The organism is Viridibacillus arvi (assembly GCF_001274945.1).
GTDB lineage: Bacteria > Bacillota > Bacilli > Bacillales_A > Planococcaceae > Viridibacillus > Viridibacillus arvi.
In genome coordinates, this window is the sequence record NZ_LILB01000005.1 from 147,070 (window position 1) to 171,814 (window position 24,745).

Consider the following 24,745-nt stretch of genomic DNA (forward strand, 5'->3'; position numbering starts at 1 on the left):
TAAACAAATTCAAAATAACATTCCAGTTCGTTGCAATTAAAAGAGAGTGAAGACAAAGTTAATTTGACTTTGTCCACACTCTCTTACTTCAATATTTCTTATCTTCTATAAGACTCTCTTCCATTGCTTTCATGATAGCAGAGGATCTGTTTTTAACATTTAATTTCGAATAAATGTTAGAGACATAATTTTTCACAGTTCCTACTGAAAGAAACATCTTTTCTGAAATGTCATTATTGGATAATCTTTGAGTTAAACATTTTAATACTTTTAATTCTTGATTATTTAATTCATATGGATTTTTCATAGAGTTATGGTCAAGTTGTTCCGAGTGTTCGTTTTTAGTTGATTGTATCTGACCAAACACCTCTTTTGCTAATTGTTGAGGAATGAGGGAACCTCCGTGATACACCATTTTAATTCCCTGAACCAAAAATTCAGGATCAACAGCCTTTAATATGTAACCCTCTGCACCAGCATTTAAGGCATTCAAAACGTATGTAACATCTTGAAAAGTAGTAAGTATAATAATTTTTATATTCGGCCATCGTTTTTTAATTTCTTCTGTCGCCTTTACACCATCCATCACCGGCATTTGAATATCCATTAGAAGAATATCAATATTTTTCCTTTCACATAAAGCAATGGCCTTCTCTCCATTTTCCGCAGTTCCAATAATCTCAATGTCAGAAATGCTTTCAATCACAATTTTTAAGCTCTTTCTTAAAATCTCTTGATCTTCGACGATTGCCGCTTTTATCATGATAATGACACTTCCTTTGCCGTAGGTATGTGACACGTTATCCTCATACCAGCATTCAATTTCGAATAAAATTCCACTGTTCCTGCCAATGCCGATATTCGATCTTTCATTGAACGTAAGCCAAACCCTAAATGCAATTCACTAAAGCCCATTCCATTATCTTCAATAAGAACAATCAATTCTTCTTGATTAAACGAAATAGTTACATTAATAATGGTGGCCTGCCCATGTTTTTTCGCATTTGTAAGCCCTTCTTGTATACAACGAATAATGGCAAACTTTATCCTTTCGCCGACTTTGGTCGCTTCTCCTTCGACAATCAGTTTTATATCCGTTGATGTATGTTTCATAAAATCAACAATCAATTCTTGCACAGATTCAATAAGTGTTTGATGAGTCATGGGCGACATTTGGTGAATTGTCTTTCTCACATCATGCAATCCATCTCGTGCTAAATCCGAAATCTCTTTTATACTTTTTTCTGCTTCTTTTTTATCTGCCCGATATAGAAAAGGAAGGGCATCTAAACTCGTTATGACTGATGTGAAAATATGGCCTACTGTATCATGCAAATCTTGTGAAACTCTATTTCGCTCTTCCTTAATCGTCAGTTCCTCAATCTTTTTTGAGTAATATTCCAAGTCCTCGTTTTTTTCCTCAATAGAAGCAATTAACGTTTTATTGGCGTTATTGACAATGGTCATCCTTCCTAAACATAACCCGATACCATAAAAAATAGTTGTATCAATGAAGCGAGCAAAGAAACCCTCATCAGCGAAGAGATCGCCTGCCAATGTGCCAGCAAAAAAAATAGAAATATATAAGAAAGGTCCTAACCAAATTAACGGCTTCACTTGACAAGCATAAGCTACAGTAAGCATAGGCCAGAATAGAAAACCGTAAGTCTCTGATATTTCATATTGAATCGATAGGTAAATAAACGCAGAACCCGTTAGCAATACCTCGGCAAATACATACTTTGGGAATTTTATAAGTCCGGGCCTATAAAATAGGTGAGGTATTATGTATAAACTAATAGCCCACAAAAGTAAAATCCACTTGTTCAAACCTGTTGTACCTATGAATATCAAGTAGCCAATATTCGTAATCCATATTGTACGAATAAGAAAAAGAACATAGTCCAACCAATGCCATTTCCTTTGATCCCTTACTGCTTTCATACTTTTATATCCCTCAACTTCCGCGTCTATACCATCATTCCTAAAATTACTTTGCCATTCTCGTTCGTATAATTGATTATGTTTAGTTTATCTTCAAGGGAGAAACTTGTATAGTTTTTCTTTAAATCTTCCATGCATGATAATAATATTTTTCCATTCAAAATGTAATCACTTCAATACTTTTTTTGAGAGATTTAGCAATAATATTAATATTTCTATTAAAGTCCCCTATAGTTGAAGAACGTTAATTCATTGATCTTGCAATTTCTAACATTTTTTCTTTCGGTAATCTTGAACTATTCATTTCTACATACGTTCCATCTTGCGTCCATCTAAGTAAACCACCAGTAATGGTGTCTCCCTTCTTATCCACTTCTTTTTCATTAAAATAATCTGCCACGTTAGTTCAATAAAGAAAAAAAGAGCTGCCTATGTAACTCAATAATCTTTAAAAAACGCCCCGATAGTAAAAGAAGCGCCTCTTTTTATTAAATTATAAAAGGTATTTGTCACAAAAAACTACAAAAATAGAGAAACTTGTATGGAAATGGACATTAATCAATACTATTCCAGATAATAAAACAGTGTTTAGACTATTTAATATTAAATGAACCATAAAAATCCCTAAAATAAAATGAACCATAAAGTTTCCAAACGGAAATTTTATGGTTCATTTCACAATTTAACAGCATTTCTACTGCTAAATTTTTTGTATGGAAACGGCGGGAGTCGAACCCACTTCTTATAGTAATGTTGTTATATCAAAGATTAGCAACGTTTTTCGTTGTTACTGTGAATTACTAACATCGGATTTAACTACGAGTCACTAAAAATATGCGTTGTAAGAGCTTAATTATTTTTCCAAGTTCCCGCTGTTATATTTTCATTATACTCTTTAGGTATTTGTTTATTATTAAATATGACTTTATAAAATGGATTAGAATCGTAAACTTTTGGAGTATCCATACAACATTTTTTATATTTTTTCATAGATAAACAAGGACAAGTATCATTTCTTTTTAAATTTAGATACTCTGTTTTTATAACATAATTCTTTTCTAATCTCCAATTTTCAAAAGGATTTTCCCAAACTTCCATTAATCTATCTAATATAGCGTAGTTATATTCTTGGTTTCCAAGCATTAAAACTGAGTATTTATCGAAAGGATCTGTCACAATGGCAAATGCTTCAAATTTCATATCTTGTGCTATTCTACAACACATTTCTCCATTATAAATTTCTCCTAATTGATGACTACATCTATTTCGTAAAGTTATACTATTACCACAAATTGAACATTTCCAGTTTTGAACAATTGCTTCTCTACTTAAAAAATGTGTGTATGGAAATAACAATTGTAAATCTTTTGTTTTTTGACTAATAAATTCTAGTTTAAATTTATCATTTGTCCTATCAATATGATTATATAAAAACGATAGCTCAATATCAGATCTATCAAGCTCACACCAAGCTTCATAATGTTTTTTTTGCTTTAGATATCTAAAAGCTTTTATATAATGAGCTATAACTTTATAAACTTGTTCTAAAATCCAGATATTTTTTGCAGTATTTTGGTCATTATGATTAACATATTCTTCTTTATAACTTTTCAGTTTACTTATAACTTCTTTATTTAAATAAAGCTCATTAAAATCAGATAAATATTCTTCAATCATTGTCTCATTGATAAAATTCATTTAACTTCATTCCTCAAATATTTTAATTGCTTCCATAGTTTCTTTAAAACTTGAAGCATCTCCTTCGTATGCTATTTTTTTAGCTTTTTTGCCGTCTACTACTTCGAAATTTACTTTTATTTTCTTATTTATATTATTTCTGTTTGTAATTTTTTCATATAAATAAGAAGAAATCATATTAATGGTAAATGGGAATGCCACATTATTAACAATAATAGTGGCAATTGTTTCTACGATTGAATGTAACTCGAATTCTTTATAATCCTTATCTGATATACAAATATCCGCTGAAATATGTTCTTTCTCTAAAAAGCCTTTTGCATAATCATAAAAATTCATGGTTTGTTCTGGAAAAACATAATGTTCATCTTCATTTCTTTCCACAAGAGTAGGTATTAAAAGTACATCACATTTTTTTAATTCTTCTTCTAATTCTATTGGGAAATATTCACTCTTATAAATTTGCTCAAAAGTAATATTACTGTCTAAAACCTTTACTTCATTTAATTTATCACTTTCATGTTTCATTATTACTTTCCTCCACTTCTTTCACATGCCCCTCATCGCTTTAAAAAATTTTAAAATAAATGTCCAATAGCAAGCCTCACAACTTATACACACAACATCCCAAAACTAGTATTATTGGTGAAATCTTTATTATTTATGCAAAATAGCTATTTTCAATTCATCAGATAATGTAATAATCTCTCTAGGTAATTCAGAATCAGCTTGTAATGTTATATTTCTTTGGGAGATAAGATAATAAATTTGTCCATCAGATAATCTTACTTCACAAATATCATAAAATAACATTAAAGGTAAATTAAAATGAAAGAGTTTTAGTCTTAAAAAAATTGCAATTAAAATAAAAAGCACATAGCACATAGTTAAAGTATCGATTGTTTTTGAACCAATTGTAATAAACGGCAATATTAATACAACAAAATATTCCATTACTTTCTTAGAACTTACACCCTCTGATATAATTTCCTCTATACTCAAGCGTGCTATATGATCAGCCCTTTTATTATTAATAAACAACCGAATAATACATACTTGAAAAAGCCATGGTAAAAGTAAAAAGAATAACAGGATTATTAATAGTGTTATATTAATAATATTGTATTGCATCTCGTCATCTTCCTGTTGATATCTAAGTATAACTAATATTATAGATGGTAAAATACATGAATAAATCCATAACAGCTTATTCGAAACATCCCTTAAAATTGGTAGGAAATAAAAAATAACGATTAGAATAGCAACAATTGTACATGCAAATAAAGCAAAATTCATATCTTTGATTTCTAACCATTTTTCTACTACCATTAATATATTATGCAGGAATGGCATGTTTTTCATTAAAAATCACAATTTCATTATAAATATCTACGCCAATTAGTCCACTAAACATGTGTAAAACTGTTTGGATGTGGACATCTTCTAATTCTATTTTCTTTGTTCTTCGATTCCATTTAATTTTACCTTTAGTATCAGTTTCTAATTTTTTCAAAAATGCTCCATTACTAAAAGCTTTTTTAAAGTCAGTCGACTCAGAAACTACTTTAAATGCTCTAAAATAATTTGCTTTACTACACGCTACTTTAAATGCATCAAAATCATCAATTATTTTTGCTTCTTCAATTTTGCTTATTATTTTATTCTTATGTACTTTAAATACATTTTCATACTCTAATATACTTTCAAATGAAGTACCATTTTTTATAAATATATCATTATTATTTATATGAAAATCAAATCTTGTATCAATTACCATCAAATCATCGATATCAACTTCTTTAGCATTATCTTTTCTAATAAATATTTTATTTTCGTTTTTCAAAAGTAAATGAGATTCACTAGTTTTTTTAAAAAATACATTTTCTCCTTCTTTTATTGCATAATAAAAAACCGGACAAGTTGCATCGTTATATTTTTTCAGGCTTTTAAGCCTATATTTTTTCTCTGCCATTGTTACATCAATATCTTTTAGCTGGCTTTTAACAATTATATTTCTATATGCTTTAAAAATATCTGAATCAATCTCACCATCTTTGATCGTAATCTTCTCTAATTTTCCATTACCTCTTTCTAGTGACAGTGGATTATAAGGCTTTGTATTATTTTCATCGCATTTTTCAGTATAATTATCTATTCCCTTTGTTATTTCTTCCACTACTTCCTTACTTAATGTATTGTATCTGAAAAATTCAATATCAAATAAGGGGTCATTTTTCAAGTTTTTTGATTTAAAAAAAATAAATAATTCCATTTAGTAATCACCCTTCACTATATTTATTATTAATACCATCATAATCCTATTTTATGAATATTCCTATATATTTTCCATTTTAAATAAATTAAAATACTCATTTTAATTAAAAAACACACCGCCTAAGTAGTGTGTTGTGAACCATCTTATTTTATTTATAAATTGAAAAACTTTGTATATCCTTCAGATTTAATCCAATTTTTAATAGTCTCTTTCCAAATTAAATCGCCACATTCTACAGAACATGCTTTTTCAAATTCCCATGAAATTTGTTGTTGATGCACTCTGTAATATCCTTCATCTTCTGTATTAGATATTTTCTGTCCACACCATTCACATTTACAACTCCATTTGCGCTTATTAGGCTTAAATGTTTTAAATATATGTTTTATTTTAGGAATATCATATTTTCCATTTAAATTTTTTTTAAAATTAATATCGTATGAACCATTCATTGCCGCTAAAAAATAATCTAGACTCTCTTTTTTTTCTAAATCATCATTAGTCTCGATATAGTTACTTTTACTATAGTATTCTTTTATTTCTCCAAAAACCTGTAATGCTTCTTCTCTAGAAAGGTATCTTCCCGTACTTCCATCAGCTAAACACTTATATTCTTTAATTTCTCCATCTATATTTTCCTCAATTGTTACAACTCTAATTATTGTAGGTAAATTATTATCCATATATCATATCTCCTATTTTTTATATATATTTTACCATAAAAGTTCTTTTTAAACAGAATATATATATTATAAAGTTTATTATCTAAATGATGTACTTTAGAAGTTGCCAAACTCTTTTTTGATTACCATTTATTCTTGTTTTTTTACTCTTAATTACATAAGGTAATTGTTCTTTCTTCAAATAATTATTTATTCTTAATAACGACGGAACTTCATTTGAATGTCTACGATCAATTTGAATTTCTTTCATCTTTGCTTTTAACAAGTCCTTTTGCTCTTCATCTAATGTATACACATTTTTCCCCTGGAACAATTCCTCAAAAAATTCAACCACTTTCACAGCACTAATATTCGTCACTGTTGCACATGGATACATTTCCTTTAGCATTTCTCGATAATATTCTAGTACATTTTTTGAATCATATATTGCCTTATAAAAAGTCAGTTTTTCATTTAGTAATTTCTTAGTAATCGGATTATATTTTCGTTCACTAATTACTCCAGACTCTCTAAACCGTTCTCCAATAACCTGTTTATGTTCTCTCACTATAGTTTCGTAATCTCCCAATGACTTATAGACTTGTTCTATATCGTTTATTTTTTCTTTTAATTGCTTAATTATCCATAATGGAGGTTTTTGAACATAAAAAATCAAGTCAACGTGATAATGTTTATTTTTATTCACTCGAATCCTGCTCCTGAACTGCTCTAAAGTATTCGGTATCTCTACACAATCAAATGCCACTACAAAATTTTCATGTGCATTAATATTTACTCCCACATCTAAAACTTTAGTTGCTGCAAGTGCATCACACATCAGTTCTTCTTCCTCTACAATAAAATTCAAAATCAACTCATCATAGTCTGTCATATAAATATTTTTCTTAGGATTAGAATTAGAAAGTATAGTTGCTGCTTCATAGTTTTTTAAGGAGTTTTTAAATCCTATAAATTGATTACTTTTAGAAACTAATTCAAACCATTTATAACCATTATCTAAATATTTCTTTCTCAATGTTTCAAATTCATCTCTATTTTCTACTAGATAAATATTTCTAATAGGATTATTTGTTTTATCTACTTCTCTTATTACATTAATATTTCGTGATAAATACTCTTTCATCTTTATTACACTTTTAGGTGTACCACTTAAAGCGATTATTACGCTTTCTAATTGATTTAGATATTCAAGGAACATAAACGCATTAATATCATAGTCACTTGCATCATAAATCAGGTGTGCTTCATCTAAAATCACATAATCATAATGCTGCGCGTATAAAAACATATTACGATGTTCTAACGAAGTTGTAATTGATTGATACATTCCTATAGTTAAATTATCATTTACTTCTTTTAGTGGGTTTTCATGTAACAATGTATCCTCATGTTTATATTTTTGCTTTAATTGATCTTTTAATGCAGTACGATTGCATACATATAAAACACTTTTATTATTTTTAGCAGCATATGGAACAAGTTTTTCCATTATCGCTGTTGTCTTACCGCTTCCACATTCTCCCCCTATTAAATAAAGCCACTCATTACTCAATGATTCCATAAATTCTTCTGTGAAATCCTCTGTTACATAATTGCTCATTTCCTTTTCACCTTTCATATGGGACAAATCTCGGACAAATTCTATATATAGCTGCACGAAATTTGTCCCTTTTTCTAATAGTTATATGGCAAATAATTTATTTGACAAAAAAATAAAAAATAAAAAATAAAAATTTAAATTCTATTTGTCAAAAATTTTTCACCACCATATAACTTCTATAGAAAGAAAAATTACAGGTGAAATTGAGGTACTGACCATGGAGAAAAAGTATGGAGAAATCCAAAAACTAAGAAAACTTCTTGAAAAAGCTAGCGAAAAAATTGAATCTATGAAACCTAAAGCTCAATATTATGACATTGTTTTAAGTTCTAAAAAAGGAATACGTATGTCGGTTATTGCAAAAGAATTTGGTAAAAGTGCTTCTGAAATGCATAGCATATTACATAGTTTAGGTATTATTTATAAAACTGATAAAGCATGGGTACTATACGCAAAATATCAAGATTTAGGCTATCAAATATCTCATACGACTTATAATTCACAAATTGAGTATTTATGGACTCAAAAAGGAAGAAAGTTCATACATGACGCAATGGATGGTAAGAAAGAATTTTTAAATAAACCTATTAAATCTCATCAAATAACAATGGAAGAGGTATTAAATAATGAAATCTAAAGAGACTGATGAATTATTAAATAAAATTAAAGAACTGATTATGTCACCTAAAGAATGGCTCTCACTCAAAGAAGCTGCTACATATGCGGGTGTTTCATATAACACATTTATCAAGTTTCGTGAGATGGGATTACGAGTAGCAGAAATTGAAGGGATCAAGCGAGTATCACGTAAAGAAATTGATACATTTTTTGAAAATCACAGTTATTAAAACTTAAGAGGAATTGTCTTTATTATCTACGAGCGTATAATGGATATTGGAGGTAATTCCTCTTCTTTTTATTGCTCTTACAACGCAACTAGAGGGAGAATTATCATGACAAGAAGATTGACAACAACTATCGAAAGCTATCAACTAAAGAATGGCGAAAAGCGTTACCGCTTCAAAATTTACATTGGACTTGATCCACTAACAGGTAATGAAAAACGAACAACTCGATCAAACTTCAAGTCTCAAAAAGAAGCCAAATTTGCTCTTTCTCGAATCAAACTAGAAATTGCGAATGGTACATTTCAAAAGCAAACACCAGAAAAATATTTAGATGTTTATTACCTTTGGATTAAGCAATATGAAAAGACTGTGGAGGAAAGTACATTCGTTAAGACTAGCGGTATTTTTAGAAATCATATCTTACCTGCTATGAGTGATTACAAAATAGAAAAGATTAACATTGATGTATGCCAAAAACACGTTGACGAATGGTCAAATAAATTGAAAAAGTTCCGTACCGTTAAATCATACGCAGCTAAAGTGTTAGATTTTGCTATCAAACGTGGCTACATTCAAACAAACCCATTCAATCACGTTGATATGCCTGTTGCATTAAAGAAAAAACAAGCAAGCACGGAAGAAAAGAAAGAAAACTTCTATACACGTGAGGAATTAATCGAATTTCTTAATTGCTTTGAAAAAGAAAATAATGTGAAAGCCTATACCCTATTCCGTTTACTAGCTTTTAGCGGTATGCGCAAAGGTGAAGCACTCGCACTTACTTGGAAAAATATTAACTTTAATGAAAATGAAATTCACATTAATACGGCGATTTCACGTGGTAAGGACAATCAATTGTATGTTAAATCAACAAAAACAGGTATTGCTCGCACAATTAAAATGGACGAGCGTACAATGGCGATTTTGAAAGAATGGCGTAAAAAACAAAAATTAGATTACTTCAAATTAGGATTCAATACGATGGCTGCTAATCAATTAGTTTTCAGTAATGAATATAATGATTTCCTACAGCCTACAAAAACTAGAAAGTGGATCATCCAAATTCAAAAGAAATATAATCTAAAAGAAGTTTCTACACATGGTTTACGCCACACACATTGCTCTCTTTTATTTGAAGCGGGAGCAAAGATTAAAGAAGTCCAAGATCGATTAGGACACTCTGACATTCAGACAACAATGAACATCTATGCCCATGTTACTGAAAAAGCTAGAGAATCAGCTATTCAAAAATTTGAAAATTATTTAAATATCTAAGTTTTTAATATTGGACTAACATCGGATTTAACTCCGAGTGATTGATATTTATTGAAATCCAATGAAATAAAAAAAGTGCCAAAACCCTTATTTATCAAGGATTTTGACACTCATTGAAACCGTATGATTTCATCTTATGGAGACGGCGGGAGTCGAACCCGCGTCCAGAAACTCCAATACTCAAGCTTCTACGTGAATATCTTGCCTATTTAGAATTCACACACCAATATCCGACATTTCACTAACATGAGCCTATGGTTTGTTCCTGCCTCTATCTACTCTATTGAATATAATCGTCCTATCCTCAATAATTTTTTAACTATTTGTAATTTTCCTCCGGTTTTTTCATGTTCAGAATAATCTTTTTGTTTCCATTAAGTATAGTACCAGCTTTAACACTTTGTTTTTGTACATAGCCTTCGCCGATAATCTCTATATTTGCACTAGCCATTGTTTGATACGTTAATACGTTACGGAGTGACCAATCTGTAAAATCAGGTACTATTGAATCTCCATCTGTCTTCAAAAATACAAAACCACCAGATAAGACTTCTGATTTTTCTTTAGGATATTGATCCGTAATTGTATCACCATTACCTATAATAATTGTTTTGATGCCATTTCCTTCAAATTCTTTTTCAATATCTTCAACGAGTTTACCTTTTAAGTTTTCCATCGTTTGAGATTTCGTTTTTTTATTTTTTTGAGGTTTAATATTTAAGTACTTTAAACTACTTCCCATAACTGTATTAAATACTTTTGATGTTGGCTCAGAACCCACTTCTGTTGGGCCAAGTTTAGGTTTTCCTACTGCAATGTACATCACTAACTGAGGATCGTCTGCAGGAGCCATACCTAAAAACGAATACAGAAAATAATTTTTCCCTCTTTTATCGTATTCGCCCGTTGATGGGTCTGGCATTTGCGCAGTACCAGTTTTACCTGATACTTCATATTCCTTACTTTCAAAATCTTTAGCGGTTCCAAATTCAGAAGTAATAGTAGTAGTCAAAATCTCTCTAACTTCTTTTGACGTTCGCTTAGAAATGGGTTTTCCTATAATAGTCGGCTTGTTTTCTTTGACAATTTTCTTCGTATTTGGATTCACAATTTTCTCAATAACATATGGTTGCATCATTTTCCCATCGTTCGCAATAGCTGAAACAGCTTGTATTAATTGTATCGGTGTGACTGTAGAGCCTTGTCCATAAGTTGTTGTTACACGGTTAATAGGATATTTATCTAAGATTTGACCTGTAGCTTCATTTGGTAAATCTATTCCTGTTTTTTCACCAAAACCAAATTTTTCTACATAAGAATTGAATTTGTCATCGCCTATTAATTTCAAAAGATGCGCCATCCCTACATTGGAGGAGCGCTGAATTCCTTCTAAGTAGGTGATCGTTCCCCAACCTTTTCTGTCATTATGATCTCCAATTGGTACATTTCCTACCATGTATTGACCAGATTGAAACTTAGCGTTTGGAAACCATTTCCCTTCTTCAATTGCAGCTGCTAATGTAAAAGTTTTCATTGTAGAACCTGGCTCTATCGTCAACTCTGTTAACTGGTTTAACCAACTATTTTCAAGTCCAGTACCGTCTTGCGGGTTATATGTTGGCCTTTGTGATACCGCAAGTATTTCTCCCGTCTTCGGATTGGCAACGACTGCTACCATCGATTCAGGATTATATTCTTTATAAACTTTAGAAATTGAATCCTCTAAAAAGTTTTGTATAGTTTTATCAATCGTTAGATACACATCCGCTCCATCTTTTGCAGGTTCTACCATCTTATCGCTATTAGGTAGTAAATAACCCCATAAATCACTCTTATATTGGACCCATCCATCAGTACCGGATAATTCTTTGTTATAGATGGATTCTAAACCCATTTTACCTACCGTTCTAGATTGTCCACCTTCTAGAGTATCCCTTTGAGCTAAGCCTATTAAATTCGATGCAAAGATACCGTTTGGATAAAATCTCTTTGATTCTTCCATAAAAATGATACCTGGTAACTTTTCATTACTAATTTTCACCATTACGCCATGGCTAATATTACGGCCTGCAGCACCAAATTCTACTTGGCGAATTTCATTACCTTGCGCATTCTTCGCTTTTGTATTTAATTTATCAAATATATCTTTTTCACTAATAGTAAGATATTTCGCTAAAACTTTGGCGGTTTGCTCTTTATCTGAAACATGCATAATTCTTTTAGTTCCCTTAGAAGCCTTTGGACTAATTACTGCTACTAAGCGATAGTTAATAGTATCTTCTGCTATCACTTGTCCTTGCCGATCTAGTATTTTACCTCTATTGGCTGAAATTACTTTTGATCTTTCGTATTTTGCGGCCGCTTTCGCCGCCAAAGCTTCCCCCTCTACCTGTCCTGAAGCTTGAATAAAAAAGATACGGAAAAACATAGCGAAAAATAGTCCTCCATAAAGGATTAACATTAAAAAGGCTCCCCATTGAAATCGAAACTTTCTCTTCATTGTCCAAACACTACTTTTACGTTTTTTTCGTTTCGCTTCAAGCCAAATGAGTTCGAAACTGACAATAATTCAATTAAGAGCACTATGGCATAGAGAACACTTTTTCCCTTTGACATTATTCTTTTAGAAGGTCTATGTGTTGACTGCTGGATATACTTTTGTTGATACTGATTATGTAATGCCATTTAATCACCTTTTCTTTGATTTTTTCTGCTATTCTTATTTTTGCAGAGCGAGCTCGATAAACACTCCATCTTGGTTGAAGCGTAGAAACGCTCCTAGTATTTAAAGACTACTTCTCTTTTTTATTATTGTTATTCTTCTCCACGATTTTAAATACCGCCCAAAAAATAATGACTACTAATAGTGAATAGTGTCTATATTCATTTGGAAGAAAAGCAATTAGTAGTATTGTAGTTATTAAGAATGGTTAACGCTTATTTTGAAAATGTTTAATTACAGTTCCCTCTTTTTCATTTGGTTATAATATATTATATTAACATATATATCCAATAAAAAAATCACCTCTTAGAAAAACTAAAGAGGTGATTTTCATAAATTTCATAATAAACGATCATTCTTTTCTCATTTATCATTTAAATCTTAATTTATATAATAACTCTTTTTTTCAGAGTTAAAGTACTAATAGACGCCTCTTTTCATATATGCACACAAAAAAACGTAGTCAAAAAAGACATTAAATCTTGTCTTTTTAACTACGTTTTTAATATTTATATCATCGATTGTTATTGAGCAGTATATCCACCATCAACTAATAATGTTGTACCTGTTACAAATGAAGAATCTTCACTTGCTAGGAATAGTACTGCTTTTGCTACTTCTTCTGGTGTGCCAAGGCGGCCCATTGGATGTAGAGCGATTAAATGTTGGTTAGTTGCTTCGTTACGGCCTTTAATAAGTGGCGTATCGATGTAACCTGGGCATACTGCATTTACGCGGATACCTTCTTTAGCGTAATCTAGGCTAAGAGATTGAGTTAACAGTTTAACGCCACCTTTTGCTGATGCATATGCTGTTACGCCGGCTTTACCGGCATGGCTATGAATCGATCCACAGTTGACGATTACGCCTCGATTTTCTTGTTTTAGCATTTGTTCAATAGCAAATTTATCACTTAAGAAAATACCTGATAAGTTGATGTCGATTGTTTTTTGCCATTTTTCTACTGATAATTCGTGAATCGGTCCATCTTGAGCAATACCTGCGTTTGCATACATGACATCTAATGAACCAAAAGTTTCAACCGTTTTAGCTACCATGTTTTTGACGTCTTCTTCACTTGTCACATCTGTTTTTACAAATAAAGCTTCAAAACCTTGTGCTTTTAAATCGGCAACTACTTCTTCGCCACGTTCAGAGAAATCGGCAATGACTACTTTAGCGCCTTCTTGTGCAAATAAACGGACAGTTGCTTCACCAATACCACTTGCTCCACCAGTCACTACTGCTACTTTATTTTCTAATTTCATTGTTTTTACCCTCTTCCTCAATTTGTACTTGTGTAATATGGCATTATTGTAACACTTGAATTGTTTTAGTAAAATTTAATTATATTTAATCTATCTTTAATATTACTTAAGGATGTGTGGAATTTGAAATTAGAGCAATTGGAATACATAGTGGAAATTGCAAACTGTGGATCTTTAACTAAGGCTTCAGAAAAACTACATGTGACGCTTTCTGCAGTAAGTCAGTCGTTATCTACATTAGAGAATGAGCTACAAATCACTATTTTCCACCGTTCTCGTCAAGGTACTGTCCCGACTGAGGAAGGAAAAAAGATACTAGAAAAAGCGAACCAAATTATTCAACTTATGAAAGAAATGGAATCAGAAGTGGAAAATATACAAAACGAGCTTACGGGACAATTGCGAATTGCGACAATTCCAAGCCCTATGCACCTATTTGTAAGTGCTGTTTCTGATTTTAAGAAGGTGTACCCAAAAGTAGACATAGATATTTTCGAAGGTGGTTCAAAGGATATTCTGTCAGATTTACTACAAGATCGAATTGATATTGGCGTCCTGATTTTGTATGAAAAAGTACTCGACAAACTAAATGGTCTAACCATTGAAAAGCTTCGTGATTGTAAAATGGTTGTAGGTGTACCTTCTAATTCACCATTAGCAACGCAAAAAAGCATCACCCCTGAGCAGCTGCTTCAATATCCACTCGTTGTTTATCGAGATGATTTTATCTTATGGTATTTAAACAACATCATTGCCCGTTATGGTAAACCTGATATTCTATTTAATACGAATAATACCGTTGCAATTCACAATGCTGTTAGAGATGGTGCACTAACTTTTGGCTTGGATTACTCTTTTCAAGACCATGGTGGAATGAACGAATCTTCTATGGTGACAATTGATTTGGATATTGCAAACTTTTCCTTCATTCAATTAGGTATTGTTCATATGAAGAATCGTTATATGTCTCCAGCAGTGAGTAAATTTATCAAATTGCTCCAAGAAAAAATATGATGTGCATTTATTGAAAATAATTTTAAAGCCATTTAATCATATATAATGATTGAATGGCTTTTAAGTTCCGTATCAATATAGATTTATTCACATGTTGTTTCCATTGGCAATTCTATTTGACCAGATGAATAAGGAGCGATTTCGTAAATTTGGAAAATAAGATTAATCCCTGATTTTGAATTCGTCCAGTAATATGGCGTCAAATTTAAATCCAAATTTTTATCAGCTAAAGGGTATTTTTCTTTATCGGCAAGGATTTTATTAACTGTGCAGGTTGCAGCATTATTATATGCAGCAGTAGTTTTAAAATTTTGTTTCAGTGTTACTTCTTTACCAGAGTTCGTATTATAGTTATAGCTTTCGCTGTAATACTCACCGTGCGCACCGCCAGTATAGTAATACTTTGTTCTCACAATACTAACTTTGTTATTTTGGTTGTATTTGACTGTGAAAAAGGTTTTATACTCATATGAAGCATAATCTTTTTTTGATAAACCAAGTTCTTTTCGATCTTTGTCATATCTCTTTAGTATTTTCTTTCGGTCTTTATAGTCTTGCTGGGCTAACTTTTTAAAATTCGAATTAATTTTTTCTTGTCTTAGTTTATTCTTCATACCACTGATTTGCGGGTATTTTATATTGCTATTAAACATAAATTTGTGAGTTTTTACCGTCACTGCTTTTTTCGTTTCAGCATGCATTGTTAAAGGGCTCAATGTAAATATTAGTACCATCGCCATTAGTAAACTACACACCATAGTAAGTGATCTTTTCATACGTCACATCCTCTCACGTTTAATGTACTCACAGTATACCCTTATTTATTTTTACGATGACATTCATACAGCCAAGTTTTTCTATACAATTATGTACATCAATCATTTATAATTTATCGCTAAATGGAGTACTGCCTGTTCATCTGTTAAGTTTGTGTAAGAGTGCTGTTCGCTCGCAACAAATTGAATTGAGTCGAACTTGTTAAGTGTATAAGATGACTCTCCTATCGTTATTTCAACTTCTCCTGCCATAACCGTCGCAATTTCTACAGCACCTGGATGATGGGCTTCTGGTTCATATTTACAACGAGGTTGCAAGTATGCACGATACATTTCCGTACTTCCTCGAAGATCATTATATAAGGGCTCAATAACCCACTCCTGATCGTTTCCGAATAATTTTGGTCCTTGTCCAGCACGTAAAATATTGATATTATTTTCCGGTTTTAAAAGTGCCATTAAAGGTACTGAAAGACCATTCGCAACTTTCCAAATCATTCCTAATGTTGGATTTGTTTCACCACGTTCAATGTTACCTAATGTTAATTTACTTACCCCAGTTTTAGCTGCCAAGTCCTCTAAACTTAATTTTTGTTCCTTTCTTAGTTCACGAAGTTTAGTTCCTACAAATTGGATCAATTGTTGTGTTTCATCCTTATTTGAACCCATATTTCTTCACTCCTTATTTATATATACTTAACTTTTTATAATATTTAATAAATTATAACATATCTTTTCGAATTAAAATAAAGTGTGTTTTAGTATATTATACTTTACTTTATTTTAAGATAGGTATATTATTTATCACCGTGAAAGAAATCAAAATGAGGTGATAATTTATGAAAGCAGTAGTAGTTGGGATATTATCTTCCCTATTTTTTTCAGCTACATTTATCATAAATCGAGCAATGAATCTTGATGGAACAAGTTGGGCATGGACAGCTTCTTTACGCTTTATATTGGCCATTCCATTCCTTCTTCTCATCGTAGTATTCAGAAAAAATTTAAGACAATTATTTCGTGAAATGGGAAAGAACCCTTTTCAATGGTTATTATGGGGAACAATCGGTGGCGTAGGTTTTTATTCATTATTAAGTTTTGCTGCAGTTTATGGTCCATCGTGGTTAACATCGGGTACTTGGCAAGTTACTATTTTAGCAGGTGCATTACTTTCTCCGTTATTCTTTGTAATGGTACCGAGCGTTGATGGAGATAAAAAAGTCCGACAAAAGATTCCTTTTAAAAGTTTACGAGTAACTGTCATTATTTTAATTGGTGTAATTTTAATGCAAGTAAATCAAGCGGGGCATATAAGTGTTAAAGAATTTATTTTAGGATTTATACCTGTTGTCATTGCCGCCTTTTTATATCCATTAGGCAATCGAAAAATGATGGAGATGTGTCAAGGAAGAATCGATACCTTCCAACGTACATTAGGTATGGCCATTAGTAGTTTACCAGTTGCTATTATATTTGGTATTTATGGAACTGTTACAGTTGGATTACCGACTGGCTCACAATTTGGACAAGCATTACTATTAGCTTTATCTTCCGGTGTGATTGCAAGTCTTCTTTTCTTCTTAGCTACAGATATGGCAAAAAACAATATGGGCTTACTTGCAGCTGTTGAATCAACGCAAGCTGGTGCAATGATCTTTACTGTTATAGGTGAAGTGATATTATTAAATGGATCTTTCCCGAAAGGTCTTTCATTGTTCGGTATGTTTCTTGTTATAGTCGGTATGGTTGTAAATAGTTTAGTCAATGGCAAGCAGAGAAGCATTAGTAAAAGAAAACTTGGATAGTGATTGCCCTCCTTTATACTATTCTCTCTATCTATTTTGTTGATTGATAAGATTCAAATTGGATGGAATTATTGGAAGTAAATAATGTTTATACTAATGAGCGATCGACTCTATATTGAGTTGGTCGCTTTCTTTATAATTTACCGTTAAATTCGATGGAAAATGAGAGGTGATAAAAATAGAACTAAAGTAATCGCTTTAAAGAATTGCATTTTATATATAACTGGCAGAATAAAAAAATCATTTTCCCTACTGAAACAACAGAATGTATTTTGAATAAAGAAGGTTATTTACAAATTGTATTTAAATGAAAAGTTATATATTTAAATAGCCTCTATAAAACGCTATTACTTAGTACTTAAATAAATTTACTATAGGAACTATTAATTTCCTGATGCGTCCTATTAATTACATGCTCTATGGAAAGATATCTTTGCTTTCCTTTATCTAATTGCTTTACAATAGTTAGGAATAGTAAGACTTTAATATTTTTTGATATTATATGGAAGGAGGAAGGTTTTGCAGATTTGCAATACCATTAAATGAATGAAACTACTAGCAAAATTACTAACAGGTATGATTGTATTTTTCGCGATTATCGGCATAGGTATATATGTACTAGTGCAGCAATTTGAAAATTCAAATGACGATTCTGAGCCGGAATACGTTGAAGAAACAAAAAGTGTCGAAGAGTTTATCGGTTCCATTTCAGAAACTGCTCGTACACTTGCAGCAGAAAATGACCTATACGCTTCTGTCATGATTGCTCAAGCAACTTTAGAGAGCCAATATGGGCAAAGCGGCCTCGGTTCCTCGCCTAACAATAATTTATTTGGCATTAAGGGAAAATATAAAAACGACTCAGTGAAACTTGCAACGTCTGAAGATGATGGCAAAGGTAATATGACAACAGTAATGGCTGAATTCCGCAAATATCCTTCCTATGAAGAATCATTGAAGGATTATGTACGTTTACTACGTAATGGTCTTTCTTGGAACAAAAAGTTTTACACAGGCGTTTTTAAAAGTAATACAAAATCCTATAAAGATGCCACAAAGCATTTAACTGGATCTTACGCGACTGATTCAAAATATAACAAAAAACTAAACAAACTAATCGCTGAATATGATCTTACTCAATATGATAAACCAGTAAAAAATAAAACTACCATTAAAGTAGCAGACGGTGACTCACTAAATCATATTGCAGAAACCTATAATGTTAATGTTAATGTTACTTCCATTAAGCAATGGAATAAATTAAACACAGAAAATATTGAACCTGGACAACAACTAGAAATTTTTCAATATTAAAAGAAGATGATCCCGAATTATGTGGATCACCTTCTTTTTTCTTATTTAAGAAGAAATATTTATAAAAATAACTCCATCTCATTATTTTTCATTGTAAATCCCATTTTCTCATATAGATATTTGTCGTCTTCTGAAGCATGCAGCCATATCCTTTTAGCCCCATTGATCTTACTTTCTTCAGTAATATTTTCAAGAATTCTTCTTCCTAATCCATTTCCACGATGTTCAGACAGAGTATACATATTCAAAATATATGCTTCTATTCCTTGAAGATTTTCTAAATATGATGGTCTTCTAAATATGACCATGCTACCGATACTCACTACTTCCCCATTTATTTCAGCAATATAAGATATAAACTCATTATTAACAAGCGCTTCTTCTAAGTAATCCCTTGTAGAATTTACAATAATTAGCTCCTCTTCATGAGATTTGATCTCACCTAATTCCTTTAACAAAGCTAAACGCAAACTAATTACACTATCAATATTCTCTATAGAAACCTTATAAATCTTGTATTTTCTCTTATTAATCGACATTAAATCACTTTCTTATATTATTTAAAATTATGTTATTCTGGCGATAAAAGGCTTAATCCATATAAGTAGTTACAATAGTTCAGGTAAAAAGATTCATAAACCGAAATAAATTAGGTGAAATTTATATCAATATTCCTTATAATATGTAAAGAGATGTAAGTTAAAAGTATTATTGTAAACTGTTATCATTAAATACAAATAGAAAGTAGTGATAGTATTGAAGATAGGGAAAAAAATATTATTAGGATTTACTTTGATGGTTATTCTGATTGGGATCTCTTCTATTTTTACAGTAAAACATACTCGTGAAATAAATCAAAGTTTAGATGAATTGGTAGATAGACGATTTGTTCAAATTAGGTTAGTGGATGATATTCAATATGAAATGGCTCTACAAGGGTCATATTTACGTGGATATTTATTGCAAAAACATAGTAAATCATTGGAATCATTACGAGATCATCAAGTCATTTTTGATGAAAAATTAGCCGAACTAGAATCAATAGCCCAATCTAATACGATGAAGGAATTGGTAGCAGATTCAATCACTGCTAAACAAGAGTTCGATCGTTATACAAAAGAAACAATCTATGCACATCAAACAGGAAACGCAATTAAAGCAACCCAATTGATGAATGAACAAATACAGCCTATAAATGACAAAATTTTAAGCAATGCTGAAGATATGCTTACATACCAAAACGAACAATTAGAGAAAATTCAACTTAATGCTATAGATAAAACAAATTACGCAACTCTTTCGGCAATTATTAATTTCATAGTAAATCTAGTTGTTGCAACGGTCATCTGTATCATTATTACACGAATGATTTCTACCCCTGTTCGTAAGTTAAATGAAGGGGTTAAGCTAATAGCAAAAGGCGATTTATCACAGCCTGAGATCATGATTCGTACGAAAGATGAACTTCGTGAACTAGCTGATTCGTTTAACGAGATGAAGCAGAACTTACGTCATCTAATTCTGGCAACGAATAATAGTGCAGAACATTTATCCACTTCTGCAGCAGAATTATCCGCAAGTACAGAAGAAGTATCACAAACTTCAGAAAATGTTTCGACTAGTATAGAAACAACTTCGTTAAATGCTTCTATGTCATCTGCTGCAGCTAAAGAAAGTGTTATTGCTATGGACGAAACAGCTTCTGGGGTTCAGCGTATTACTGAATCAACGCAAACTTTACACACAACCGCAATTGATACACTTTCTATTGCAGAAGAAGGTCAAAATAAACTGATTGATGCTAAAGAACAAATGCAAAATATTTACGATGCAACTGTACTAGTAACAGAATTAACTAAACAACTCGGTTTACAAACTGCAGAAATTGAAAATATTACAAAAGTTATAACAGGAATAACTGAGCAAACGAATTTACTAGCTTTAAATGCAGCTATCGAAGCTGCACGTGCTGGAGAACATGGTAAAGGTTTTGCTGTTGTAGCAGATGAGGTACGGAAATTAGCAGAGGAATCGAAATTATCAGCCAACAAGATAGTTAACTTAACAGCCACTATTCAACGAGATACAAAAAATGTGGAAACCGGTGTTTCACAAGGTTTGAAGACTGTTGAAGAAGGTGTCAAAATCATTGAGCAAGCTGATGTCTCATTCCACTCAATCACAGGTGCTGTACGTTCAATGACATCCCAAATCGAGGACATTTCTGCTGCTTCCGAAGAAATTTCCGCAAGCGCTGAAGAAGTAGCCGCTTCTATATCAGAAATCGCGAACCACTCAGATGGTACTTCAGTTCAAATTGAGGCAGTATCTAGCTCAATTGAAGAACAAGTAGCTTCAATGCAGGAAGTCCATAGCATTGCTCAAGATTTAAATGCAAAATCGGTATCTCTTCAAAAAGAAATTCAACAATTTAAGTTGTGATAATAGGGCCCATGGAAATCGTAATTTTCCATGGGCTTTTTTGATTCTTGCTAATACTATGTAAATAGTTTAAAGCCTTTTACTTAAACTCACTTTATTGTAATTTACATGAATGTCTACGTCTTAGTAGATCTTTATATGTGTCTATAACTCCATTAATTCTTTAGTATCAATCTTTTTCTTTTACATTTTCTCTCAATCTATTTACACTTAGTATAAACTACATATATTGGAGGAGAGTCAGATGGAAAAGATCGAACAAATTAGCGAAGGGTTGTACTGCATCGATACGTATGATTTAGGACGACCAAATCGGACTAGTTCTTATTTGTTAAAAGATAAAAAAATTGCATTAATCGAAACATCTGCTAGTCCTTCTGTACCTTATATTATGAAGGGACTTCAGGCGCTAGGAGTGACCCCTGAAGATGTAGACTATTTAATATTGACACATATCCATTTGGATCATGCAGGTGGTGCTGGGTTATTTATGGAGAAATGTAAAAATGCAGAACTAATTGTGCATCCAAAAGGAGCACGTCATTTAGTGGATCCTAGTCGCCTCATCGCCAGTGCAAAGTCTGTTTATGGGGATCAATTTGAAACTCTATTTGACCCTATTTTACCTGTAGAAGAGGCACGAATGAGAACCGTTGAAAATGGGGATCAACTCGTACTCGGTGAAACAACTTTAGCTTTCTATCATACAAAAGGTCATGCGAATCACCATATCTCTATCCATGATAGTAAGAGCAATGGGATTTTTGTTGGAGATACGACTGGAGTTTATTATCCGGAACTTTTGGAAGAAGACTTCGACTTAATCCTTCCTTCTACGTCACCAAATCAATTCGACCCTGATGCAATGGAACAGTCAATTCAGTTTTATGAAAAACTTGCGCCAAGCCAGCTATACTTTGGCCATTATGGTGTTTACTATGAGCCAGATATGGCATATGAGCAAGTTCGCTACTGGTTACCAATCTTCTTAGAAGAAGGTAAAAAAGCAATGGCGGCAAAAGAGGAGTTTTATGCTAGATCACGCGATTTAGAAAAACGTTTGAATGCACTTGTAAATGATTATGTGTTACAACGTGGTTTATTGCTCAGTCATCCTGTTTTCAAAGTGGTACCTCTAGATACAGCAGTCTCTGCTATGGGAATCATTGATTATTTGGTAAAATTAGAAGGATAAGATAATAAAGAAGCAGGTTTGCAATTTAAGTTGCAGTCCTGCTTCTTTATCTGTATATATTTGTTTACTTTTAGTTCGATGTTTCCTAGTATTCTAATTTTCACTATTAAATAACGATTGCTCAAGATATTCATCTAAAACTCTACTTTAAATTTCGCTATTTGATCACTTAATTCAACGAACCAATTTTTATCATTAGTATCTAATGCTAATTCTTGTAGTGCTAGTAAATCTTGTAGTTGCAATTTGTCTTCGTCATTTAGGATTAAATTTTCGAATTGAACAATGCGATCTTTTTGCTGTACACCATCAAAAAATTTAACAACTGCTGCTCTTCCCTCTGGATCGATAGATAAAATATAACCATCAAGGTTTTGAGAAATCACCCATTTACCAATATCCTTTTTCATTAATTCCATCTGCATCATTCCTTTCACTAGCTCGAATTTGTGTAGATTCATTTGCTGGCTTCTAGAAAATACAAAAAAATCCGCTTGCATGTACATGACTTCATATTCAGAATTTTTACCTTCTAAAATGATTTCAATAAGCTTAGCGGATAATTTTAGTTTTTAGTGTTACTATATTTTATCACTTATTTTCTGAATAGTAAATTAATTAATAGTGAATATAATCTATTTATATTTATGATGAATAAGACGTAAATATACCGTTTAACTCTCTATGAAGTTGTACCTTTGAAATAAATTTTAATCAAATTAATACAGGGACTCCTATTAATGAACAAATAGAAACAGCATTTTATTAATTTACACGTTAGTTTGTGGATTTTAAAAATAATCAGCTAATATTATCTGTTGTTCAACCAAAGAAGGAGTTCTTCATGTTTATAGTGATTCTCAGTTTCTGAAATAATTTGAGCAAGGAGAATATCAAGGGAATCCGTTAATGAATTTATGGTTTGTTGGACAAAACCATCCTCAAATTGATCTAACGGCTTAGGTAACTCATCTTCGTCTAAAATAAAGTAATCTCCATTCGGAAGGACCAAAATATCAATTATCAAGTCCTCAAACGATACCAAATTATCAATCATATATGTGTTTTTTACGATATTAAAATAGGAACCTATATAATTTCCCTTATTATCTCTCCAGATATATAAATTATATGGACGATCCTTCCAGTAATACGCAATTGTATAACTACCTTTAGATATAGTTAACTTTGTTTGTTGATTTGCTATCATCGTAAAGGAATCCAATATTTCATGAAAAAGTACGAAATTTTGATTTTGTGCTTTTAACAGCATACAACTATACTCTACAACTGTGGAGTCATACCGTATTTTTCTTTCTATTATTTTATCCCCACGTTGAATTGTTGGTATTCTTAAATTGGTCATAACTTAAGTTTCCCCTCTCATTAAATACTCTATTCCACACCTATAGTCATCGAACTTCGCTTAACATGGATCTCTGTTACTTCGATCTGATCTCTCTCTTTTTCCATTGCGATATACAAGTTTTGATCTGCTCGTTTCACCGCTTCTTATATAGTTCTATCTTTTTTTCAATTCGGCAAAACCAACCGATAGATTCAATAAAATCGATTGAAGCATAATTACTACCCCTTTTATAATAACTTCTAAAAAACAAATGAATCTGTGCTGTTTTTTAATTAACTTTGGAATTTATTTTCAATTGATTTACTACATTTCATTTGGATTTTTTAACTTTCCCTTCAACATTTTTATGATATCATAAAATATCTCTTAGACACACCACTGAAGCAGTTCTATTGAACCATTAGTATTCTATGAACATTTTTCACCTTTTTAACTATAAATAAACTATAAACTTGTCTTCAAACTATAATCGTCGTAAAATTGATAATATAAGCTCATTAGTTATCGAAGTATCAAA

24 protein-coding genes are annotated in these 24,745 nt (G+C 31.6%); 8 read left to right on the top strand and 16 right to left on the bottom strand.

Annotated elements, in window-relative coordinates; all coding sequences use genetic code 11:
- Positions 1-88: 88 nt before the first annotated feature.
- From AMD00_RS10085 to AMD00_RS10120, 9 genes are all read right to left on the bottom strand, one after another.
- Positions 89-763, bottom strand: coding sequence for a response regulator transcription factor (locus AMD00_RS10085; RefSeq protein WP_053416951.1), 675 nt, complete (start codon positions 761-763; stop codon positions 89-91).
- Entirely contained in the window at positions 760-1,944 is a 1,185-nt protein-coding gene (locus AMD00_RS10090) for a sensor histidine kinase (RefSeq protein ID WP_053416952.1), read from the bottom strand. Before AMD00_RS10090 ends, AMD00_RS10085 begins: the two co-directional genes overlap by 4 nt.
- Before the next feature lie 244 nt (positions 1,945-2,188).
- Positions 2,189-2,344: a hypothetical protein gene (locus tag AMD00_RS23530; RefSeq protein WP_169786341.1), complete on the bottom strand. Its 156-nt coding sequence runs from the start codon at positions 2,342-2,344 to the stop codon at positions 2,189-2,191.
- Between the two features lie 449 nt (positions 2,345-2,793).
- Positions 2,794-3,642, bottom strand: coding sequence for an SEC-C domain-containing protein (locus AMD00_RS10095; protein ID WP_053416953.1), 849 nt, complete (start codon positions 3,640-3,642; stop codon positions 2,794-2,796).
- 6 nt (positions 3,643-3,648) lie between these two features.
- Positions 3,649-4,170: a hypothetical protein gene (locus AMD00_RS10100; RefSeq protein WP_053416954.1), complete on the bottom strand. Its 522-nt coding sequence runs from the start codon at positions 4,168-4,170 to the stop codon at positions 3,649-3,651.
- 129 nt (positions 4,171-4,299) lie between these two features.
- Positions 4,300-4,971: a hypothetical protein gene (locus tag AMD00_RS10105; RefSeq protein WP_211258638.1), complete on the bottom strand. Its 672-nt coding sequence runs from the start codon at positions 4,969-4,971 to the stop codon at positions 4,300-4,302.
- A 7-nt stretch (positions 4,972-4,978) separates the two neighbouring features.
- Positions 4,979-5,914: a Kiwa anti-phage protein KwaB-like domain-containing protein gene (locus AMD00_RS10110; protein ID WP_053416956.1), complete on the bottom strand. Its 936-nt coding sequence runs from the start codon at positions 5,912-5,914 to the stop codon at positions 4,979-4,981.
- 155 nt (positions 5,915-6,069) lie between these two features.
- The gene (locus AMD00_RS10115; protein ID WP_053416957.1) at positions 6,070-6,600 is read right to left on the bottom strand and encodes a hypothetical protein; all 531 of its coding nucleotides are present in this window, start codon (positions 6,598-6,600) and stop codon (positions 6,070-6,072) included.
- An 82-nt stretch (positions 6,601-6,682) separates the two neighbouring features.
- Complete coding sequence (locus AMD00_RS10120) at positions 6,683-8,218, bottom strand: DEAD/DEAH box helicase family protein (protein WP_169786345.1); 1,536 nt, start codon at positions 8,216-8,218, stop codon at positions 6,683-6,685.
- 199 nt (positions 8,219-8,417) lie between these two features.
- On the opposite strand from AMD00_RS10120, the gene AMD00_RS10125 reads away from it, so the two are divergent.
- The 3 genes from AMD00_RS10125 to AMD00_RS10135 all read left to right on the top strand — a co-directional run bounded on the left by AMD00_RS10125 (position 8,418) and on the right by AMD00_RS10135 (position 10,323).
- Positions 8,418-8,837: a phage antirepressor KilAC domain-containing protein gene (locus AMD00_RS10125; protein ID WP_053416959.1), complete on the top strand. Its 420-nt coding sequence runs from the start codon at positions 8,418-8,420 to the stop codon at positions 8,835-8,837.
- Positions 8,827-9,048, top strand: a complete 222-nt coding sequence (locus tag AMD00_RS10130; protein ID WP_245639492.1) for a helix-turn-helix domain-containing protein — start codon at positions 8,827-8,829, stop codon at positions 9,046-9,048. Before AMD00_RS10125 ends, AMD00_RS10130 begins: the two co-directional genes overlap by 11 nt.
- Before the next feature lie 105 nt (positions 9,049-9,153).
- Positions 9,154-10,323 carry a site-specific integrase gene (locus tag AMD00_RS10135; RefSeq protein WP_053416961.1) on the top strand — a complete coding sequence of 390 codons (1,170 nt, stop codon included), beginning with the start codon at positions 9,154-9,156 and terminating at the stop codon, positions 10,321-10,323.
- Positions 10,324-10,642: 319 nt separating this feature from the next.
- Here AMD00_RS10135 and AMD00_RS10140 read toward each other — a convergent pair whose 3' ends face one another.
- Positions 10,643-12,823, bottom strand: a complete 2,181-nt coding sequence (locus AMD00_RS10140) for a penicillin-binding protein (protein ID WP_245639493.1) — start codon at positions 12,821-12,823, stop codon at positions 10,643-10,645.
- Between the two features lie 746 nt (positions 12,824-13,569).
- Positions 13,570-14,313 (bottom strand): SDR family NAD(P)-dependent oxidoreductase, encoded by a 744-nt coding sequence (locus AMD00_RS10150; protein ID WP_038189773.1) that lies wholly within the window; start codon positions 14,311-14,313, stop codon positions 13,570-13,572.
- A 123-nt stretch (positions 14,314-14,436) separates the two neighbouring features.
- Here AMD00_RS10150 and AMD00_RS10155 point away from each other — a divergent pair, with 123 nt between their 5' ends.
- Positions 14,437-15,327, top strand: coding sequence for a LysR family transcriptional regulator (locus tag AMD00_RS10155; RefSeq protein WP_053416964.1), 891 nt, complete (start codon positions 14,437-14,439; stop codon positions 15,325-15,327).
- A gap of 83 nt (positions 15,328-15,410) precedes the next feature.
- Here the strand turns inward: AMD00_RS10155 and AMD00_RS10160 are convergent, their stop codons facing one another.
- Positions 15,411-16,103, bottom strand: a complete 693-nt coding sequence (locus tag AMD00_RS10160) for a PdaC/SigV domain-containing protein (RefSeq protein ID WP_053416965.1) — start codon at positions 16,101-16,103, stop codon at positions 15,411-15,413.
- Between the two features lie 102 nt (positions 16,104-16,205).
- Positions 16,206-16,772, bottom strand: coding sequence for a helix-turn-helix domain-containing protein (locus AMD00_RS10165; RefSeq protein WP_053416966.1), 567 nt, complete (start codon positions 16,770-16,772; stop codon positions 16,206-16,208).
- Between the two features lie 170 nt (positions 16,773-16,942).
- On the opposite strand from AMD00_RS10165, the gene AMD00_RS10170 reads away from it, so the two are divergent.
- Together AMD00_RS10170 and AMD00_RS10175 are read left to right on the top strand one after the other, a co-directional pair.
- Positions 16,943-17,908, top strand: a complete 966-nt coding sequence (locus AMD00_RS10170; RefSeq protein WP_053416967.1) for a DMT family transporter — start codon at positions 16,943-16,945, stop codon at positions 17,906-17,908.
- A gap of 546 nt (positions 17,909-18,454) precedes the next feature.
- Entirely contained in the window at positions 18,455-19,222 is a 768-nt protein-coding gene (locus AMD00_RS10175) for a glucosaminidase domain-containing protein (protein ID WP_053416968.1), read from the top strand.
- A gap of 59 nt (positions 19,223-19,281) precedes the next feature.
- On the opposite strand, the gene AMD00_RS10180 is transcribed toward AMD00_RS10175, so the two are convergent.
- The gene (locus tag AMD00_RS10180) at positions 19,282-19,761 is read right to left on the bottom strand and encodes a GNAT family N-acetyltransferase (RefSeq protein WP_053416969.1); all 480 of its coding nucleotides are present in this window, start codon (positions 19,759-19,761) and stop codon (positions 19,282-19,284) included.
- Between the two features lie 217 nt (positions 19,762-19,978).
- Between AMD00_RS10180 and AMD00_RS10185 the strand changes: the two genes are divergently transcribed.
- Both AMD00_RS10185 and AMD00_RS10190 read left to right on the top strand, forming a co-directional pair.
- Positions 19,979-21,664, top strand: coding sequence for a methyl-accepting chemotaxis protein (locus tag AMD00_RS10185; RefSeq protein WP_157059229.1), 1,686 nt, complete (start codon positions 19,979-19,981; stop codon positions 21,662-21,664).
- Positions 21,665-21,908: 244 nt separating this feature from the next.
- Positions 21,909-22,859 carry an MBL fold metallo-hydrolase gene (locus tag AMD00_RS10190; protein ID WP_053416971.1) on the top strand — a complete coding sequence of 317 codons (951 nt, stop codon included), beginning with the start codon at positions 21,909-21,911 and terminating at the stop codon, positions 22,857-22,859.
- A 134-nt stretch (positions 22,860-22,993) separates the two neighbouring features.
- On the opposite strand, the gene AMD00_RS10195 is transcribed toward AMD00_RS10190, so the two are convergent.
- Both AMD00_RS10195 and AMD00_RS10200 read right to left on the bottom strand, forming a co-directional pair.
- Positions 22,994-23,320: a hypothetical protein gene (locus tag AMD00_RS10195; RefSeq protein WP_157059230.1), complete on the bottom strand. Its 327-nt coding sequence runs from the start codon at positions 23,318-23,320 to the stop codon at positions 22,994-22,996.
- A 350-nt stretch (positions 23,321-23,670) separates the two neighbouring features.
- Positions 23,671-24,225 (bottom strand): DUF402 domain-containing protein, encoded by a 555-nt coding sequence (locus AMD00_RS10200; protein ID WP_053416973.1) that lies wholly within the window; start codon positions 24,223-24,225, stop codon positions 23,671-23,673.
- Between the last annotated feature and the right edge of the window lie 520 nt (positions 24,226-24,745).